19 protein-coding genes are annotated in these 19014 nt (G+C 66.8%); 9 read left to right on the forward strand and 10 right to left on the reverse strand.

The features are described 5' to 3' along the window. The first annotated feature begins 72 nt into the window (after positions 1-72). Positions 73-1263, forward strand: a complete 1191-nt coding sequence (locus JVH1_RS09495) for a TerC family protein (RefSeq protein ID WP_043781536.1) — start codon at positions 73-75, stop codon at positions 1261-1263. An 80-nt stretch (positions 1264-1343) separates the two neighbouring features. Here the strand turns inward: JVH1_RS09495 and JVH1_RS09500 are convergent, their stop codons facing one another. Beyond that, positions 1344-1787, reverse strand: coding sequence for an SPW repeat protein (locus tag JVH1_RS09500; protein ID WP_011597573.1), 444 nt, complete (start codon positions 1785-1787; stop codon positions 1344-1346). A gap of 384 nt (positions 1788-2171) precedes the next feature. On the opposite strand from JVH1_RS09500, the gene JVH1_RS09505 reads away from it, so the two are divergent. After that, positions 2172-2474, forward strand: coding sequence for a hypothetical protein (locus tag JVH1_RS09505; RefSeq protein ID WP_009478704.1), 303 nt, complete (start codon positions 2172-2174; stop codon positions 2472-2474). A 27-nt stretch (positions 2475-2501) separates the two neighbouring features. On the opposite strand, the gene JVH1_RS09510 is transcribed toward JVH1_RS09505, so the two are convergent. Next, entirely contained in the window at positions 2502-2870 is a 369-nt protein-coding gene (locus JVH1_RS09510; protein WP_009478703.1) for a hypothetical protein, read from the reverse strand. A 190-nt stretch (positions 2871-3060) separates the two neighbouring features. Between JVH1_RS09510 and JVH1_RS09515 the strand changes: the two genes are divergently transcribed. Next, a complete protein-coding gene (locus JVH1_RS09515; RefSeq protein ID WP_009478702.1) occupies positions 3061-3807 on the forward strand; it encodes an alpha/beta fold hydrolase in 747 nt (248 codons plus the stop codon). Positions 3808-3886: 79 nt separating this feature from the next. On the opposite strand, the gene JVH1_RS09520 is transcribed toward JVH1_RS09515, so the two are convergent. The 3 genes from JVH1_RS09520 to JVH1_RS09530 form a co-directional block, all read right to left on the reverse strand. Continuing rightward, a complete protein-coding gene (locus tag JVH1_RS09520; RefSeq protein WP_009478701.1) occupies positions 3887-5020 on the reverse strand; it encodes a glycosyltransferase in 1134 nt (377 codons plus the stop codon). Between the two features lie 381 nt (positions 5021-5401). Then, positions 5402-5926, reverse strand: coding sequence for a hypothetical protein (locus JVH1_RS09525; protein WP_009478700.1), 525 nt, complete (start codon positions 5924-5926; stop codon positions 5402-5404). Between the two features lie 109 nt (positions 5927-6035). Then, entirely contained in the window at positions 6036-6566 is a 531-nt protein-coding gene (locus JVH1_RS09530; protein WP_043781532.1) for an ester cyclase, read from the reverse strand. A gap of 150 nt (positions 6567-6716) precedes the next feature. Between JVH1_RS09530 and JVH1_RS09535 the strand changes: the two genes are divergently transcribed. The 3 genes from JVH1_RS09535 (at position 6717) to JVH1_RS09545 (ending at position 10708) form a co-directional block, all read left to right on the forward strand. Next, on the forward strand, positions 6717-7442 hold the full coding sequence (locus tag JVH1_RS09535; protein ID WP_083849859.1) for an HAD family phosphatase: 726 nt from the start codon (positions 6717-6719) through the stop codon (positions 7440-7442). Positions 7443-7444: 2 nt separating this feature from the next. After that, entirely contained in the window at positions 7445-9784 is a 2340-nt protein-coding gene (locus JVH1_RS09540; RefSeq protein WP_009478697.1) for a glycoside hydrolase family 65 protein, read from the forward strand. Between the two features lie 90 nt (positions 9785-9874). Continuing rightward, positions 9875-10708, forward strand: coding sequence for a sulfurtransferase (locus JVH1_RS09545; RefSeq protein ID WP_009478696.1), 834 nt, complete (start codon positions 9875-9877; stop codon positions 10706-10708). A 7-nt stretch (positions 10709-10715) separates the two neighbouring features. Here JVH1_RS09545 and JVH1_RS09550 read toward each other — a convergent pair whose 3' ends face one another. Both JVH1_RS09550 and JVH1_RS09555 read right to left on the reverse strand, forming a co-directional pair. Continuing rightward, positions 10716-11729, reverse strand: a complete 1014-nt coding sequence (locus JVH1_RS09550) for a cation diffusion facilitator family transporter (RefSeq protein ID WP_009478695.1) — start codon at positions 11727-11729, stop codon at positions 10716-10718. Beyond that, a complete protein-coding gene (locus tag JVH1_RS09555) occupies positions 11726-12133 on the reverse strand; it encodes a metalloregulator ArsR/SmtB family transcription factor (protein WP_051033783.1) in 408 nt (135 codons plus the stop codon). Before JVH1_RS09555 ends, JVH1_RS09550 begins: the two co-directional genes overlap by 4 nt. Positions 12134-12250: 117 nt before the next feature. On the opposite strand from JVH1_RS09555, the gene JVH1_RS09560 reads away from it, so the two are divergent. The 3 genes from JVH1_RS09560 to JVH1_RS09570 are packed head-to-tail and all read left to right on the forward strand — an operon-like array spanning position 12251 to position 15161. Continuing rightward, positions 12251-12760: a MarR family winged helix-turn-helix transcriptional regulator gene (locus JVH1_RS09560; RefSeq protein WP_016883656.1), complete on the forward strand. Its 510-nt coding sequence runs from the start codon at positions 12251-12253 to the stop codon at positions 12758-12760. Beyond that, positions 12757-14700 carry an MDR family MFS transporter gene (locus JVH1_RS09565; protein ID WP_009478692.1) on the forward strand — a complete coding sequence of 648 codons (1944 nt, stop codon included), beginning with the start codon at positions 12757-12759 and terminating at the stop codon, positions 14698-14700. The genes JVH1_RS09560 and JVH1_RS09565 overlap by 4 nt, the downstream gene beginning before the upstream one ends. Before the next feature lie 5 nt (positions 14701-14705). Further along, positions 14706-15161: a GtrA family protein gene (locus JVH1_RS09570; RefSeq protein WP_005238131.1), complete on the forward strand. Its 456-nt coding sequence runs from the start codon at positions 14706-14708 to the stop codon at positions 15159-15161. Positions 15162-15193: 32 nt separating this feature from the next. Here JVH1_RS09570 and JVH1_RS09575 read toward each other — a convergent pair whose 3' ends face one another. The 3 genes from JVH1_RS09575 to JVH1_RS09585 form a co-directional block, all read right to left on the reverse strand. Continuing rightward, positions 15194-16036 (reverse strand): alkaline phosphatase PhoX, encoded by an 843-nt coding sequence (locus tag JVH1_RS09575; RefSeq protein ID WP_157174075.1) that lies wholly within the window; start codon positions 16034-16036, stop codon positions 15194-15196. 385 nt (positions 16037-16421) lie between these two features. Continuing rightward, positions 16422-18227: a zinc ribbon domain-containing protein gene (locus tag JVH1_RS09580; protein ID WP_371112970.1), complete on the reverse strand. Its 1806-nt coding sequence runs from the start codon at positions 18225-18227 to the stop codon at positions 16422-16424. Then, positions 18157-18861, reverse strand: a complete 705-nt coding sequence (locus JVH1_RS09585) for a recombinase family protein (RefSeq protein ID WP_371112971.1) — start codon at positions 18859-18861, stop codon at positions 18157-18159. The genes JVH1_RS09580 and JVH1_RS09585 overlap by 71 nt, the downstream gene beginning before the upstream one ends. Between the last annotated feature and the right edge of the window lie 153 nt (positions 18862-19014).

The following is a 19014-nucleotide window of genomic DNA, read 5'->3' on the forward strand; positions in this document are numbered from 1 at the left end:
CTGCCAAGTCGCGCCCCGCGCGCGACTACGCTGACGAACAGACGCGTTCGCTTCAGCTGAAAGGCAGAGACGATGCATGTGACCCCGTTCGCCTGGATTGTGACGATCATCGTGATCGTCGCGCTGCTCGCGTTCGACTACTTCTTCCACGTCCGCCACGCGCACATCCCGACGCTGAAGGAAGCGGCCATCTGGTCGTCGATCTACGTCGGCCTCGCGCTGCTCTTCGGCGTCGCGGTCCTGATCTTCGGCGGCGTCGACATGGGTTCGGAGTACTTCGCCGGCTACGTCACGGAGAAGGCGCTGTCCGTCGACAACCTCTTCGTCTTCCTCATCATCATGTCCAGCTTCCGGGTGCCGCGCGAAGACCAGCAGAAGGTCCTGCTGTTCGGCATCGTGTTCTCGATCTTCGCCCGGACCGCGTTCATCTTCCTCGGCGCCGCGCTGATCAATTCGTTCGCGTGGGTGTTCTACTTCTTCGGCCTGATCCTGCTGATCACCGCCGGCAACATGCTGCGACCCGAGACCGAGGATTCGCACTCGGCCGACAACTTCATCATCCGGATCGCGAAGAAGTTCATGCACACCACCGAGCACTACGACGGCGACAAACTCTTCACCGTCGAGAACGGCAAGCGGGCGATGACGCCGATGCTGCTGGTGATGGTTGCGATCGGCGGCACCGACATCCTGTTCGCACTCGACTCCATTCCCGCGATCTTCGGCCTCACCCAGAATGTCTTCGTCGTCTTCACGGCCACCGTGTTCTCGCTGATGGGTCTGCGGCAGCTGTACTTCCTGCTCGACGGTCTCCTCGACCGCCTCATCTACCTGTCGTACGGACTGTCCGCGATCCTCGCTTTCATCGGGGTCAAGCTGATCCTGCACGCGCTGCACGAGAACAACCTGCCGTTCGTCAACGACGGCGAACCGGTGAACGTCATCGAGATCAGCACGTTCGCGTCGCTGGCCGTCATCATCGGCATCCTCGTCATCACCGTGATCGCGTCGCTCACCAGCAAGAAGGGCAGGGCACAGTCCGCGATCGCCGGTGCCCGGCGGCACGCGATCAACTACCTCGACCTCGATTACACCGCCGACCTGGCAGAGCGCGAACGCATGTACGACAAGTTGCGGGGCGAGGAAGAGCAGCTCAAGAAGCTCGACCCGAAGTTCAAGAAGATGGTCCGCGAAGAAACCACACTCATGGACCTCATCAAGCGCTCACACCAGGAGCACGACGCGTTCCTCAAACAACGTTAGGTGAACTCAGCGAAGCGCCCACCGAATCGGCGGGCGCTCCTGTGACTCGTGCCCCATCCCCATGAAGGCACGCGCCGCGACTACCTCCTCCTCATCCGCATTCCGCCGTCTGCCATTCCCATGGCGGTGATACCGAGACCCAGCAGACAGACGACGATGCCGCAGATCACGTTCGACCAGATCATTCCCGCCGTGGTGGTTACTCCGACGACCAGCCACGGGCTGACGATCATCCACAGACCCAGCAGCGGCGCGACGAACGCCATGCCGTGCGTGCGTGAGTAGGCCGACGTGAAACCGACGGCAAGCAGTGCCACCGCAACACCCGACAACAGGTTGCACATCGCCAGGCCCGACTGGCTCGCGAACCCGACAATCCACGGCGACGCCGCCATGTAGAGGCCCGCCATGAACATCAGGCCCTCGGTGACCTGCGTCATCGGCTGTTCCGAGACTCGGTCGTAGCGAGCCCGCAACTCGGCGATATCAGGGTGTCTCTCGATCGACATACCTGGTGTCGTCATCACCCACCTCCTTGAAAAGAGAACCAACCCCTATCGAAGGGGGTGCCCCGAACTTCGTCCGGCAAACCGGCGATGACCAGGTAATTTTTCCGAATTTCCGCTACCGACCAGTCCCCACGGACCGCGGCGTATTCGTAGCCCTTGGGTAGGCGTCCAGGGGGCGGGCATACTCGATGTGTGTGGTGGATAGCCTGGGTCGCGCTCGCCTGGATAGCGCTGTCGGTGCCGCTCGCGATCCTCATCGGGAAAGCGATACGGCAGAAAGACCTGCACGAACTGCCCGCCACAGAGGACGCGACGACTAAGAACGACCCTCCCGACCGAACGGTCGCATGACCGCGCCCCACCGGGTGCGTTCCCGCTGCAGCTTGGAAGAATGACGGGATGGCGCTGCTCTTCTATCCACTCGTGTTCATGAACCTGTTGTTTGCGGCGACCACACTGTGCCTTGCACGACCCTCCCGCGCGTCCGCCGCAGCCACCGTCGCGGCCGCCGTGCTGTGGATATTCGGCAACGGCCCGCTCGAGGGCGACATCCTGTGGAAACTCAACTCCTCGCAGGGTTTAACCGTGTCCGACCTGCTGTCGGGGGTCGCACTCGGAATCGCGATCTGGGGATTCCACCAAGCTGGATGGTGGAACCCGCTACCGAGGCGCTCCCGACGCCTCGTCCACAAACGATTCTGAAGCACCCGACGACTCACTGCTCTTCGATCACGCGCCGCCGCGATGCATTTCCGCAGGTACGACCGCCGATTCGCGTATCCGCGACCGCACACGGGCGGTGACCTGCCAGATCAGGGTGGTGTCATGGACGCTGATGCACGGCACGCCGAGCGCACGGGCGCGCTGAACGGCAGCCGATTCCTTCGGCGAACAACGTCCGTCCAGGACGTCCTCGGTGACGATGACGCAGAGCACGTCACCCTCGAATTCGTGGATCGGTTCCATTCCGTGCAGGGCCACCCATTGCCGGACCATCGCCCACTGCGACACATCGTTGTAGCGGGTGGGATTGCCGACGAACAACACGCGGCGAGACCGCCGGGCTCGGGCGACCTCGATGCGGGAGATAGGTGACATGCCGAAGGCTCCTGTCTACGTGAACGGCTGATCCCGGTACGAGACAACTCTCTCCCGTCCCGGTGCCCACGTCTGTCCTCCGATCAGGTCGTGCATCGGATGAATCGCGCCTCCCCCGATCGGGGGACACCCCCGCACGTGAGTGGCACAGTGTGCTCGGGTGCGCATCGGCACTCACATGGGAGGTTGCATGATCACCGTTCTGTGCTGTCGCGGCATCGGTGAGGATCGGGGCGTCAACATGCTCACCAACACCACACAACTGCTGGATCCCGTGCGGTTCGTCGTCAAGCAGGTTCCGTGGGAGGCGAGCTACGGACCGGTGCCCGATCCGGGTGGTTCAGCGTTCGACAAGGCACTGTCCGAGGGACGCACACTCCTATTGCGGATTATCGCGGAGGACCCGAATCCCGTTGTTCTGCTCGGCTATTCGGGAGGCGCCGCGCTCGCCGGCAACGTGGCGGCGGAGGTGGGACGGGGCCAGCACCCCGCCCTGGACGTGCGTGGGGTCGGACTGATCGCCGATCCCCTGCGGCCGGCGTCTCCGGACCTGCCCGGGTGGGGCATCGCCGGGCAACGCCCGATCACAGGGATGCCCGTGTGGCAGATCGCCGATCCGCTGGACGTCATCTGCTGCTGTCCGGGCAACTCGCCGCTGCGCACGTTCGCAGACCAGTCGGCGGCCTTCTCACTCGCCGACCCGGCGGCGTGGGTGGCGGACCTCCTCGACCGGCTCCGCACCCGCAGGTGGCAGGCGGTGATCCTGAACTGGTGGCGACCGTGGACGGTGTGGCAGCAATACTCCGAGGCCATCGACGACGTGAACGGTTACCTGTTCCGGGGCGACCACACCAGTTACTGGGCGCGGCTCGCCCCGGGCACCAATCGCACCTACAGTGAGTTGCTCGCCGATAGCGTCGGCAGCCTTTCGGACTGATCCCCGCACGCCGAGGGATTTCAGAGTAGGGCCGCACGGGGCGGAGATGCAGATACATGCCTTGCTCAACGCCCTCCCGTCATCGCACTCCCCTCCGTCGTTCTCGGATCGGCAGTTGATCGATGAGGTCCGCGGCATGAACGGCACCGTCATGGGCCCGGATCCGGGCTCCCAGAGTTGCTGCGGTCGTCCTGTGTGGCCCGGCCACGAGCAGCTCGCCAACCGCCGACCGGATGCGCTCGGGCGCTGCCGTCTTGCGGAGGCAACGGGCGACGCCGCGCTGCTCCAGACTGCGGCCGATCATCTTCTGATCGAGCGCCGGGTGGATCGGCAGAATGACCAAGGGCAGGTCGTGCGCGAGGGCGCGCATAGTGGTGTCGTGTCCGCCGTGTCCGATAACGAGGGTGGCGGTCGGCAGGATCTGTTCGTGTGGAACGTAACCGTGCACTTCGGTGTTCGGACCCGCCGTGAAGCCTGCCGGGTCGACGGACGGTCCGGTGGTGACAACGGTATGGGCGGGCAGTCCACCGACAGCCTCGAGGATGTTCTGCAAGGCCCGCTGTTGCCCGTCGAAGTTGAGGCTGCTGAGGCTGACCAGGATCAGCGGATCGCGTTCGGACACGGGTGTCAACGGGGACGGCATCGGATGTCGCACCACCCCGGTGTAGTGGACTGAGGCGGGCAGGCTTCGATGGGAGGCCGGATCGAGGTCCTTGTCGGTCGTCACCAGCGCCAGGTCCGATGACGTCCACAGCCTCAGTGGCCGCTGACCTTTCAGACGGGCCATCACGGGCGTCACCCCGCGTGTCACGCCTTGATACATGAACTCGTAGTAGGTGTGCACCAACGTCACACGCGTCAGGTGCGCGTCGTCGGCGGCCTGCAGGGCCCCATACAGCAGGCAATCGACCACGACCACGTCTGTCGGCTCGCGCGCGACGGTGTCGAGTAGATCGATTCCAGGCCCGGCGTCGGTGAAGACGGCAAGCGATTGGTACAAGCCAGTGATACCGGGATGATTTGTGGTCGACTGCCAGGGTCGCGCGTGGGCGTAGGGGGTGAACCGGAAACCGTGTCTTTCGATCCGCCGGCGTTGCTGGGCGTGCCCGAGAAATCGAACCTGGTGACCGCGGTTGCGTGCCTCCGTCGCGATGCCGAGAGCGGGTGGCACGTTGCCACCGCCGTCCCAGGTGACGAACAGGATGCGTGCCATGGGTGCCTCCAGGGCTCGGGGCGCGCCTGATGGGTGTGCCAATGGTTCGAGTCAGACGACGGCCCGGACTGCAACTTGTTTCCAGGGTGATCTCGTCGAGCCTGTGGTCCCGTCCCCATACAGATCCAACGTCGCGGGACGACCCGACCATCATGTCTACAACGATGATCCCCGGACTATCGGCCGTCAACAGCGGCGGTACGGCCAATGCGCGCAGTTGCAGCCCGGGATCGGCACCCATGACCCTGGTGGCGAATTCACGCGCCGGCATCCCAGAGGGCCCACCGCAATCTCGGTAGACATGGCGACGCCACTGGACATCGGCACCCGAGGACGGGGCGCCGGCATGCTCGCGATGCCCTGCCACTCACCGTTATTCGACTAGGGGGTGTCTCCTTCGGCGTTCTCGGCGTCCGGATTCTCCGCGTCCGGATTCTCCGCGTCCGGATTCTCCGCGTCCGGATTCTCCGCATCCGGGTTTTCCGCATCCGGGTTTTCCGCATCCGGGTTTTCCGCATCCGGGTTTTCCGCATCCGGATTCTCACCCGCAGGAGGCTGCTCGGTGGGAGTCTGCTCCGCCGCCGGCGGGTTCTCGACGACGGCCGGCGGCGGCACCACCGCCGGCGGCGGCTGCTGCCGGCCGGCGACCGGAGCCTGCACACCCGCGCCGGAACCACCCTGTCCGCTTCCTTGCCCGCTCCCCTGCGTACCGCCACTGCCATTCGACTCGGGTTCGACAGCCGGCGGTGCCAGCTCCGATGTCGGCGGAGGGGTCGTGGCGGCGGCGGATGTCGCCCTGGTCGTCGAGCCGGACGTTTCGGATGTCGGCGTCGGTTCGCTGTCGGACCCGCAGGCCGACAGCGTCAGGAGCGCACAACTTGCCGCGATAACCACCGAGCGTTTCAAGACCATCTCCTTCGTTCGAGTATCTATCGATCGAACAAAACATACGGTCCGTTTGGTACGTTTTGGCGTTTATGCGGGGAATCGTCACCCTTCCGACACGAACGGCGGCTCAGCTCTCCGCGTTCCTGCGCGCTGCACGTTTGGCCCAGGCATTCCGGACCATCGACAGCGGCGTCGGCGGCACCCAGCCCAGCTGGACCGCCTGACCGAGGTCGTCCCGGGTGGCCCAGTGCTCGATGACGCGGCCGTCTTCGACGCGCAACCAGTGCGACTGGTTGACCGCCAACGATCGTCCCGTGGGCGCGAACACCTGGTCGATCGACCCCTGCTCGTCGTAGACGACGAATGGTCCGACGTGCCTGCCCTTCATGATCGTGTAGACGACGGCGAGGTCGCCCTCGACGACGACATGCTCGACGTCGAACCGCAGCTCGGCGAACGCGGAGCGCAGCCACACGGCGGTAGCGTAGAACGCGTCGGGTCCACGCCCTCGCGTCCGCGGGGGTTCCGTCGCGCTCTCCCGGTTGAATGCGCCCGAGTGGACGACGGAATCGAAATCGGCGCGGCTTCCGTTCGCCATGATCTCCATCGCGCGAACGGCGAGGGATTTCACGTGCTCCGACGGGGCCGGTTCCTCCATGTTCACGGTGCACTCCGCAACAGTCGGTGGGAACTCTCAGTATTCGACCGCCCTCGACTGGAAGTCAACGACCTGATGGGTCCGTTCGAGTGCGGGATTTGCGCGCGCCTCAGCGAAACCGCCGCCGACGGCGGTACCGTCGGGGAGGTGATGGGACTGCCTGATGCTATCTCGGCCTGCTTGTTCGATCTCGATGGTGTGCTCACGGCAACGGCGGTGCTGCACCGGAAGGCGTGGAAACGCACGTTCGACGAGTTCCTGAAGCATCGCGAGGGCGCCAACTTCCGGCCGTTCACCGACCAGGACTACTACGACTACGTCGACGGACGTCCCCGCGCCGACGGGGTCCGGACCTTTCTCACGTCCCGCAACATCACGTTGCCGGAGGGGTCGCCGGATGATCCACCCGGCGCCGAGACCGTGAACGGTGTCGGGAACAGCAAGAACCGGCTGCTGCTGAAAGTCATCGAGGAGGAGGGCGTCAGCCCCTATCCCGGTTCGGTCCGCTACATCAGCGCGGCGTACGACGCCGGCCTGAAGATCGCCGTCGTCACGTCGTCTGCGAACGGCAAGGCCGTCCTCGACGCGGCCGATCTCAGCCGCTACGTGCACGTCCGCATCGACGGGGTGGTGATCAGCGAGCAGGGTCTCCGCGGGAAACCCGCGCCGGATTCGTTTCTCGCGGCCGCCCGCGCCCTCAACGTGCATCCCGATCAGGCGGCCGTTTTCGAGGACGCCCTGTCCGGAGTGGAAGCGGGGCGGGCAGGCCAATTCGGCTACGTCGTCGGGGTGAATCGCAACGATCAGGCCGAGGCGTTACGTGAGCACGGCGCCGACGTGGTGGTGAACGACCTGGCCGAACTCCTGGAAAGGTGAGCATGGACGACAAGGGCTACGAGATCTCGCCGTGGCAGCTGCGCTGGCGCGGACTGGATCTGGAGGCGCTGCACGCCACCGAATCCACCTTCGCACTGTCCAACGGACACATCGGGATTCGTGGCACGTTCGAGGAGGGTGAACCGCGCGGACTCCCGGGCACCTACCTCAACGGGTTCTACGAGCAACGTCCCCTGCCATATGCGGAGGCGGGCTACGGCTACCCCGAGGACGGGCAGACCGTAGTGAACGTGACCGACGGCAGCATCATCCGCCTGCTCGTCGAGGACGAGCCCCTGGACATGCGGTACGGGAGTGCACCGGCGCACGAGCGCGTCCTCGACTTCCGCTCGGGCACCCTGCGCCGCACCACCGAGTGGACGTCGCCGACCGGACGCCGGGTGCGCATCCACTCGGAACGTCTGGTCTCGTTCACCTCGCGTGCGGTCGCCGCCATCCGTTACGAGGTCGAGCCGCTCGACGGCGACATCGAACTCGTCCTGCAGTCGGATCTGCTCGCCAACGAACACATCCCGGCCCGCACGGACGACCCGCGAGTCGCTGCCGCCCTGGATACTCCATTGGTCTCCGATTTCGCTGCCGCCCACGACCTCAGGGCGGTCCTCGCCCACCACACGCGTGCGTCGGGACTGCGGATGGCCGCGGGGATGGACCACGAGGTCGACTACCCCGCCAACGGGCGGTGCAGCATCGAGACCGAGGAGGATCTGGCTCGGCTCACCGTGGCCGTCGACATCCCCCAGGGTGAACGCCTGAAGGTGACGAAATACCTGGCGTACGGGTGGTCGGCGCGGCGCTCGACTCCGGCCCTGCGCGGCCAGGTGGAGGGGGCGCTGGCCGGAGCGCTCGAAACCGGCTGGGACACCCTGCTGAAACGCCAGCGCGAGTATCTCGACGCCTTCTGGGAGACAGCGGACGTCGAGATCGACGGCGACGCGGAACTGCAGCAGGCGGTGCGGTTCGCGCTGTTCCACGTGCTGCAGGCCGGTGCCCGCGGTGAATCGCGGGCGATCCCGGCGAAGGGCCTGACCGGGCCCGGATACGACGGGCATGCGTTCTGGGACACCGAGACGTTCGTCCTCCCGCTGCTCACGTACACGGTGCCGGACTCGGCCCGCGACGCGCTGCGCTGGCGGCACTCCACGCTCGACAAGGCGAAGAACCGCGCCGTACAACTGGGGCAGGCAGGTGCCGTGTTCCCGTGGCGCTCGATCGACGGCGAAGAATGCTCGGGCTACTGGCCCGCGGGAACCGCGGCCTTCCACGTGGGTGCCGATGTCGCCGCGGCAACATCCCGGTACCTGGCCGCGACCGGGGACGAGGAGTTCGAAGCCGAATGCGGCGTCGAACTGCTCGTGGAGACCGCCCGGCTGTGGACGTCGCTCGGCCATCACAATGCGCAGGGCGAGTTCCGAATCGACGGTGTCACCGGGCCGGACGAATACACCGCCGTCGCCGACAACAACGTGTTCACCAATCTCATGGCGCAGAAGAATCTGCACGACGCGGCGGCCGCCTGCGAGAGACGCCCCGGCCGGGCGCGCGAGCTCGGTGTGGACGACGAGGAAGCAGCACTCTGGCGAGATGCCGCCGAGCACATGCGCATCCCGTTCGATGACGCTCTCGGCGTCCACCAGCAATCCGACGCCTTCACGCACCACGCCGAGTGGGACTTCGAAGGCACACCACCCGAGCACTATCCGCTGCTGCTCCACTACCCGTACTTCGATCTCTACCGCAAGCAGGTGGTGAAGCAGGCCGACCTGGTGCTGGCGATGTATCTTCGGGGCGACGCCTTCACCCACGAACAGAAGATCGCCAATTTCGCCTACTACGAGGCACTGACGGTTCGGGACTCGTCCCTGTCGGCGTGCGTGCAGTCCGTGATGGCCGCCGAGGTCGGGCAACTTCAACTCGCCTACGACTACCTCGCCGAGGCCGCTCTGACCGATCTCCACGACCTCCACGCCAACGTGGAGAACGGATTGCACATCGCCTCACTCGCCGGGACGTGGATGGCGTGCGTCGCGGGATTCGGTGGGATGCGCGACCACGGCGGCAACATCTCGTTCGCACCGCGGATCCCACCGCAGCTTGTCAATCTGTCATTCCGGATGACGGTGCGGGGCAGCCAGATCCACGTGGACATCCGCGCCAAGACCGCAATCTACCGCCTGCTGTCCGGCGAACCGGTTCAGCTCGCCCATCACGGCAACACGTTCACACTCGACTCGTTCCCGGTGACGCGGCCGATCCCCGAACTGCCGATTGCCGCGCCTGTGCGGCAACCGTACGGGCGAGCACCCGCGCGTCGAGGCTGATCTGACACCCGGCCAGCCTGAACACCGCGGCCGCGAGCAGCAGCGCGGCACACCGAACCTTCGTTGTGCGACAGTGGTGCGATGAGCACTGTGGTGACGATCGACGAGTTGGCGGAATCGCTGAGCAGCGACGCTCCGCCGGTCCTTCTCGACGTGCGGTGGGCGCTCGGCGACACCGAAGGCAGGCAGCACTACCTCGACGCGCACATTCCCGGTGCCGTGTTCGTCGATCTGGACACCGAACTGGCCGCCCCGGGGTCCCCGGAGCTGGGCCGGCATCCGCTGCCGACGGTGACGGACCTCCAGGACGCCGCGCGCCGGTGGGGTGTCCGGGCCGGCACTCCGGTCGTGGTCTACGACGCCACGGGGAACCTCGCCGCCGCGCGGGCGTGGTGGCTGCTGCGCTGGGCCGGAGTTGCCGACGTGACGATGCTCGACGGCGGTCTCGGCGCGTGGACGTCGGCGGGCCACCCCGTCCGATCCGGCGACGAGCACCCACGACTGCCCGGTGACGTCGTGCTCACCGCGGGCCACCTGCCGACGCTGACCGCGGACGAGGCCGCCGAACTCGCCACCCACGGTCGCCTTCTCGATGCCCGTGCCGCCGAGAGGTACTCGGGCGAGACCGAACCCGTCGATCCCCGCGCAGGGCACATTCCCGGTGCCCGCAGCGTCCCGACGTCCGAGAATCTCGGGCCCGACGGACGGTTCGCGCCTGCCGAGGCGCTGCGCGAACGGTTCGCCGCGGTCGGCGCCGAACCCGGACGTCCCGTCGGCGTGTACTGCGGATCGGGTGTGACGGCGGCCCACCAGGTTGCGGCGCTCGCGCTCGCCGGCGTCGACGCCGCCCTGTATCCGGGGTCCTGGTCGCAGTGGTCGTCCGATCCCGGGCGGCCGGTCGCCACCGGCCCCGACCGGCGATGACTGCGAGTCACGCCGTCTGACCGACCGTCTCCGCGTCGTGCGCCGGATAGGCGTGGATGAGGGCGGTACTCAGCTTCGGAACCGCATGGGTGAGTGTGTGTTCAGCGGTGTGCGCCACGCGGTGCGCGTCGCGCAGGCTGGTCGAGGGATCGATGTCGAGTTCGGCGTCGGCATGCAGGTGGTGCCCGATCCAGCGCATCTTCACACTCCGCACCCCGACCACCCCCGGTTCGGCGGCGAGGGCCCGTTCGGCGACGTCGACCAGTCCCGGGTCGACGCCGTCCATCAGCCGCCGGAACACGTCGCGCGCCGCAGTCCGCAGCACGAGCAGGATCGCGGCCGTGATGACCAGGCCCACCACCGGGTCGGCGAGCGGAAACCCGACCGCGACACCGCCGGCGCCCAATACCACGGCGAGGGAGGTGAATCCGTCGGTCCGTGCGTGCAACCCGTCGGCGACGAGCGCGGCGGAGCCGATCCGCCTGCCGACCCGGATGCGGTACAGCGCCACCCATTCGTTGCCGGCGAATCCGATGACACCGGCGAGGGCCACCCACCCGAGGTGGTGGATGGGCACCGGATCGAGGAGGCGGCGGGTCGCCTCCACACCCGCGACGACCGCGGACAACGCGATCATCACCACGACGAACAACCCGGCGAGGTCTTCGGCCCGGCCGTAGCCGTAGGTGAATCGCCGGGTGGCCGCCCGCCGTCCGAGGGCGAACGCGATCCACAGCGGGACCGCCGTCAGCGCGTCGGAGAAGTTGTGCACGGTGTCGGCGGCGAGCGCGACGGACCCGGACAGCGCCACCACGATCACCTGGGCGAGGGCGGTGACTCCCAGCACCACCAGGCTGATCTTCACCGCGCGGATCCCGATCTCGCTCGCCTCGAGCGCGTCGTCGACGCTGTCCGCGGAGTCGTGGCTGTGCGGGGCGAAGATCTCGCGGATCGCCCCGCGGACGCCGCCCGAATGTCCGTGGCCGTGGCCGTGCTCATGGGAATGTCCGTGGCCGTTCACGAGCCGTCTCCCTCCGCGGCGAGGTCTGCGCCCTCGTGGATGACCTGCAGGTCGCCGGTGGCGCGGTGATGTCCCGGGATGCCGGGGCCCGCGTGCTCGGCATTGAACACGGCGTCGGTGACCAACTGCTGCACGTGCTCGTTGGCGACGCTGTAGTAGATGGACGTTCCCTCCCTCCGCGTGCGCACCAGCCGCGCCATCCGGAGCTTTGCGAGATGTTGCGAGACGGACGGTGCCGGCTTCCCCACCCGTTCGGCCAGCTCGTTCACCGACAGCTCGCCTCCCACCAGTTGCCAGAGCACCTGCACCCGGGTGGCGTCGGCGAGCATGCGGAAGACCTCGACCACCAGCCCGACCTGGTCTTCGTCGAGTCGGCGCCGACAAGCGCGCTTATCTGCATTCATACGCAGATAATAGGTCACTTTGTTTTGTGATGCATCAGACACCGAATCGACTTACTTGCTTGCGCTAACGATGTATATAGTTGCTTGCATCAAGTAAGTCGTCCTTCAGGGGTTGCCATGTCCGTCTCGTCAGTGCCTACCGTGCCGTCCGTGTCTCTCGGCACCACCGAAGCGCTCATCGACGAGGTCTTCCTCTTCGGCCGCGTGCTTCGCGACGCCCTGGTGTCGGAAGGCGACGGTCACATCCCGCGCGCGTTGACGGGGGTCCTCCTCGTCCTCGCGGCTCGGGGGGAATGCCGGCAGAACGAACTCGCCACCGAACTGTGTGTCAGCCAGTCCTCACTCAGTCGCCAGATCACCGATCTGGTGGACGTCGGCTACGTCACCCGCCACTCGGATCCCGCCGACGGACGCGCATTCCGAATACGCGTGTCGCCGGAGGGAATGGCGTACGTCAAGCACGTGAGAACACAGCGAGCGGCACGAATGCAGAAGTTGATGACCGGCTGGAACGAAACCGAGGCAGCGATTGCCCTCGAATCCATCCGGCACCTGAAGGAAACACTCTTCGATCCAGAACACCGGATCGTCACGAGCTCGAACCCGATTGGAACACAAAGCGTATGACCGAAACACAGACTCGGCCGCCGGTTGAAGAAACGACGGCCATGACGCACCGCCAAATCCTCGAAGCCCTCACGGGCCTGCTCGCCGCGCTGTTCACCGCGCTGCTGAGCAGCACGATCGTCGCCACCGCTCTCCCCACGATCATCGGCGACCTGAAGGGCACGCAGACCGCGTACGCCTGGGTCATCACCAGCGCGCTGCTCGCCAACGCCGCCTCGACACCCATCTGGGGCAAGCTCGCCGACCTGTTCAACAAGAAGGTCCTCGTCCAGAGCGCGATCGTCATCTTCGTCATCGGTTCGGTGATCGCCGGCTTCGCGCACAACGTGCCGATCCTGCTCGCCGCACGCGTCATCCAGGGCATCGGCATGGGTGGCCTGACGGCGCTCGTCGTCGCCATCATCGGCACCATCGTCGCTCCCCGTGAGCGCGGCCGCTACTCCGGCTACATGGGTGCCGTCATGGCCGTGTCGATGTCGGGTGGCCCGATCCTCGGCGGCGTCATCGTCGACAGCCCCCTCGGCTGGCGCTGGTGCTTCTTCGTGTGCGTGCCGCTCGCCGTCATCGCACTATTCCTGCTGCAGCGCACCCTGCACCTCGCGACCGAGAAGAAGGACGACGTCTCCATCGACTGGCTCGGCGCCCTGCTGCTGACCGCCGGTGTGTCCATCCTGCTGATCTGGGTCTCGTTCGCCGGCAAGGCCGGCTACTACGAGTGGCTCTCCCGTGAAACGGTCATGTACGTCGGATCCGGTGTGCTCCTGCTGGCCGCGACGATCCTCGTCGAAGCCAAGGCCAAGTCGCCGATCATCCCGCTCAAGATCGTCACGGAGAAGACCACCGGACTCGCCATTATCGCGTCCGTCGCCGTCGGTGTCGGAATGTTCGGTTCCACCACGTTCCTCGGCCAGTACTTCCAGACCTCGCGTGGCTACACCCCCACGATGGCCGGAGTGCTCACCATCCCGATGGTCGCCGGCATGCTCCTCGGCACGGTCGGATCCGGACAGCTCATCACCCGCTTCGGCAAGTGGAAGCCGTTCGTCGTCGGCGGCGCCGTCCTGATGATCGTCGGCTTCGGATTGCTCGGCACCATCGATCACGAGACCAGCCTGACCCTCGTCGGCGCGTACATCGCGATCATCGGTCTCGGCATGGGCATGCTGATGCAGAACCTGGTCCTCGCGGTGCAGAACACCGTCAGCGTCCAGAACATCGGTGCCGCATCCAGCTCGGTTGCCTTCTTCCGGACCTTCGGTGGCGCGATCGGCGTCTCGGTTCTCGGTTCGGTGCTGGCCACCCGCGTCGCCGACCTGTCGGCCGACGGTTTCGCGAAACTCGGCATCCCCGCCGGGTCGAGCAGCGGCGGCGGAAGCCTGGACCTGACGTCCATGCCCGCCCCCGTGCAGGGTGTCATCCGCGCCGCATACGGAGACGCCACCGGCCGGATCTTCCTGATCGCCGCCGTCGTCGCCGTCATCACCCTGATCGCCGTCATCCTGCTGCCCAACCGCCCGCTGCGTCGCACCATCGACCTGTCGAGCGAGCAGGAGCCGGTCCAGGAACCCGAGTACGCCCCCGTTCCGGAGTACGCACTCGAGCCCGACACGGCACCGATCCAGTCATCCGACGTCCGCGGTGGCAGGCACGAGGCCCCCGCCGATCAGCGGCAGCCCTTCGCGGGGTTGAGCGCCGACGCCCGGGACCGTCTCCTGTCCATGCTGCTGCCCCAGCCGGAGCGGACGCTGGAAGCGATCGACGAAGCGGAGAAGATCCGCGACGAGGTCAACCGGCTGCGTAACGATCTCAACGCCAAGCTCGTCGAATTCGACGCGGTCTGGGATCGCCTGCGCGAGCTGGGACTGAGCGAAGAGCAAGTGGCCGGCGTCCTCGGCGGCGGCCACGTGACGGACACCGGCAACGGTGCCCTCATCCGCTGAATGACATGATCGTTCAGTTCCACGACGCCGTCGGCCCGCCCACGTATCCCCCTCTACGTGGGCGGGCCGGCGGCGTGTTCGCTCAATTGACCCGGTTCACGCTGGTGGGCACTTCGAGCAATGTGCTCTACGCTCTCGCGTTCTTCACCCTCGACATGTACGGGTCGTTCGTCGCCAACCTCGTCGGCGTGGTGACCAGTTCGATGCTGGCCAACGAACTCCACCGGCGGCTCACCTTCCGTGCCGTCGACCGCGTCCGCTGGTTCGTCGCACAGTGGGAAGGCGGAACCCTCGCGCTGATCGGCCTGGCCGTCAGCTCACTCGCGCTCGCCCTGCTGCACATGCTCTTCCCCGGCGCCGACGGCCCGGCGCAGGTCGCGCTCGTCATCGCCGTCAGCGCCGTCGTCGGCGGGCTGCGGTTCCTCGCGCTCCGCGGATGGGTCTATGCCTCCGGCCCGTGAGTACTTATTAACCGCGGGCGGTTAACAAGTACTCACGGCAAGGGACGGTGCCACGGACCCGTGATCGCCAACGTCAGCCCCGGCGACTGGATGTTCGCGAACAGGATCTTCCCGTCCGCGCTGAACGCCGGACCGCAGAATTCGCTGTCGTTCAACTCGTTCCGCGCCATCACGAACGGCTCGCCCTCCGCCGTGACGCCCACGAGGTGGCTGATTCCTTCGCCGTCCTCGGCGAGGATCACGCCGCCGTACGGCGAGACGGTGATGTTGTCGGGCCCGTCGTAGTTTCCCGTGTCGACTGCGGGATCGGGATTGACACCGAACAGGGTCTTCAGCGTGACGGTCTGCTTCGCCGGGTCGTAGAACCACACCTGGCCGTCGTGCTCGGCGACGCTGCCGTCGCTGGTCCGCGCGTAGCTCGCGACGAAGTAGGCGCCGCCGTCGCCCCACCACTGTCCCTCCAGCTTGCGACTGCGGGTGACGACGTCGTTCCCGAACTGCTCGCGCACCGGCGTGCTCGTCGCGTCACGGTCCGGCACACCTACCCACTGCACGGCGTACACGGTTCCCGGCTCGGTGGCCTGCGACAGGTCCGGGACGTGCGCTCCGCCCTGGAAGCACGCCATCGCCTGGAGAGCGCCCGCGGTGTCGCCGCCCGGAGACTGCGCGAGTTCGCGCAGCGCATTCGGCCCGCCCTGGAAACCCTGCGGCGGCGTCCACCGGTAGTACAGGCCGTTCGGCCCGGACGCGTCCTCCGTGAGGTAGATGGTGCTCGACGCCGGATCCACCGCCACGGCCTCGTGCGCGTACCGGCCCAGGAACTTCAGCGGCACAGGACTTTTTCCCCTGTTCGCGTCCTGACTCGCCGGGTCCACCTCGAAGACGTAACCGTGGTCAGTTGGACGGTGGTGTACCGGTGCCGAGCGATCCCGACGCCATCGGGGTGTTCGCGCGATCCGGCGGTTCCACGCTCGTCACCAATCACGAGATCGGCAGCGACGAACCGTTCGGCGTGCCCGCTCTCGACGGATTGACGTACGACACGGGCGCGCGCGGCGGCACGACCACGACCGCGGTAGGCATCGATGGCGCACCGCAGGGCCAGTACGTCAGCGTCGCGGGCACCGTGAACAACTGCGCAGGCGGCATCACCCCGTGGGGGACGTGGCTGACCTGTGAGGAGACGGAGGCTCGCGCGGGGGAGGACGGGTTTCTGCTCGCGTCTCACCCGAACCGGAGACGACGGTGTACGAAAAGCGTCTACGTAGATCTCACACTATCTACCACTTGCGTGGCGGGCGTGGGAGATGGACGTGTGTCACGGCTACCCGCATCACCGTGCGGCGGTACGGGTTTGACCGTGTCCCACACCGACGCTTGTGATGCAGGAACATGCTGATTCGGAGTCACCCCCATCCGCTGTGGTGCGATCGGCAGGCTGTGGCGGACCCGGCGGTGTCGCGGCCGACGCGGTGTGGGACTTTTCTTGTGGCGGCACTGGCGCACCGGCGCGTGCTCGGCGACCCGGATCGCGGGCAACTGCCCACGCCGGCGGGTGACCTTGCCCTTGCCGAGGAGCGCGCGTTTGGCCAGGTTCACCCCGGCGATGTGGTCCCGGTTGCCGCCGACCCGGCAGCATGCACACCACGCGGTGTGGTAGCCGCCGGGGCGCGCAAGTGGTTCGTCGCAGCCCGGACACAATGCGGACGATCCTCGGGCGGGCACCGAGACCACGGTGATGCCGACCTCCGCGGCGGTGTGCGCGAGGGCGACCACGGCTTGGCGGCGGGCGGACTGCGCGGCCCGGTTGTTGTTGACCCGTCCGTGCCCGCGGGTCTCGAGGGTGGTGAGATCTTCCACTGCGATCAGCTGCGCCTGGGCGTCGACGGCGTAGTCGGTGGCCTGGCGGGCGAAGTGGAACGCCAGTTCCCGGTTGATCTTCCCCCGCTTGGCACCCACCGCGGTGCGGTGCTCGTCGAGGACGGCGATCTTCGCCTCCAGCTCGGCGCGGACCTCCGGTGGGGCGGTGGCGGCCAGCCGTGTCAAGCGAGCAGCTTTGCGGTGCAGCATCTGCCCTTCGGTCTGTAGGCGGGCCAGCTTCGCCCCGAGGCCGCGGTCGTCGTACGTGAAACCCCGATAGTCCGAGACCAGACCATCCGGGGTTTCGGTGGCGACGGCAGCAGCACCGAGTGTGGACGGGGACCAGTCCACGCCCACCGCCGTCGTTCCCGATCTCATATCCGCGGCGGGGACTGCTTCGGTGGCAGCGCACCGCAACAGCAGACCTCGGTGGTCGAGATGAAGGGTCGGGAGATGCCACTCGCTGATCGGCCGCGCGTGCAGGTGCGGTGGGATCGCGGCGGTCACCCGGACTCGTCGCCACTGCGCGCGTCCTTCCGGGGCGGGAGTGGTGGGTAGTGTGACGGTCAACGTCATGACGGCGTCGGTGACGGTGAGGTGTGCGAGTTGTCGATCCGCTGCGGAAAGCCGAGCCATCGCCGAGGTCTGGGGTGGTGCTTGCACGTCGGTGATCCGCAGGCGCTCCGCGGCCACGCCGGCGGTGCGGTGTGAGCGCGCGGTGAGCTGCCGCACCACACCTCGGGCGTATCCGCACGGGACGTACTCCGCAGCAGTAGTGGGTGCGGCGATGCGGCCGGTGGCCGGGTCGAACCGGGCCGACAGTGCGGTGATCGCGGTGTCTCGGTAGGCCAGCGCCCGCAAAGTGCCTACCGCCTGCGCGGTCACCACCCGCGTGACACGCGACGGGACGTAGACACCGTCCGGGTAGTGCGGGGTCCAGCCCAGACGCGCAGCAGCGACATGACCTTGCATCGGCAGTTTCCGGCCTCGGCTGTCACATCCGGCGGCCAGGACATCGAAGGTGGCCGGTTGCCACAGCCGCGACAGCAGGTGCGCTTCGGCGCCCCAGATCAGGTCGAGCATCCACCCGACACGAACGTCGAGGTCGTCGAGCCCGATCGGCGCACCGGTCGCGTCATCGACAGCCAGGTAGGGGCGGGTGGTGAACGAGAACTGCCGCAGCGCAGTGAATCCGGCATCGGCCATCAGCTAGCACCTCTCCCACCGTGCCGGCGCATCGCCGAAGAAGCCGACGTTGACTCCGCTTCGACCGCAATCGGTGGAAGCGGCCGGAAAACGACGCGAGCACTGCCATGACGTCATCCAACAGCTCCTCTACCAGCGACATGTCCCCATGCTCCCGCCGGGCCTCGACCTTAACGCCGACCACCGACAGGTAACGCTCGATCCACGCCACCGGCAAACCGCGCCAACCGATCCCGCCACACCACTCGCAGCACCGCGAAGTGACCCTGGCTGCGTCGTCGAGCATCCGATTCAGTCCCGGCCGGGTCTCCCGCAGACCTGAACCACGATCCCTGTAGACCCGGTACACGGTGCCGGTGGCACTCTCGCGCAGCATCTTCTCCTGATTGGCGAGCGAGGATTCCTGACCGGTAGAGCCGGACACCCGGCAGTACAACGCGTCCGCCCTGTCGGCTGGAACACACTCCCAAGTGTGGGTCGGCCCAGGTGGACGTCGAGATCCTCCCGATCGAAGACTCGCTGACCGGAACCTGTACGCCGAGACGGTAACCGGCCCTCCGACGCGGCCTTCCGTACCCCCCACCACCGACATGCTCGGGTATGCCGCCGCCTCGCCGATCCGCATGATCCGCATGATCCGATAGCAACAGGAAGGACTAGAAAGTATTAGGGATTACGGTAACAGCTGAGAGCCAACCGGCAGGGAGAGAATGCGGTTCGGGTCCGGCACGAGCGGTCCGTAGCCGATCGCCTGCCCCGGCGCCGCGGACACGAACGCCGGACGGAC

Source organism: Rhodococcus sp. JVH1, assembly GCF_000280725.2.
Classification (GTDB): Bacteria; Actinomycetota; Actinomycetes; order Mycobacteriales; family Mycobacteriaceae; genus Rhodococcus_F; species Rhodococcus_F jostii_A.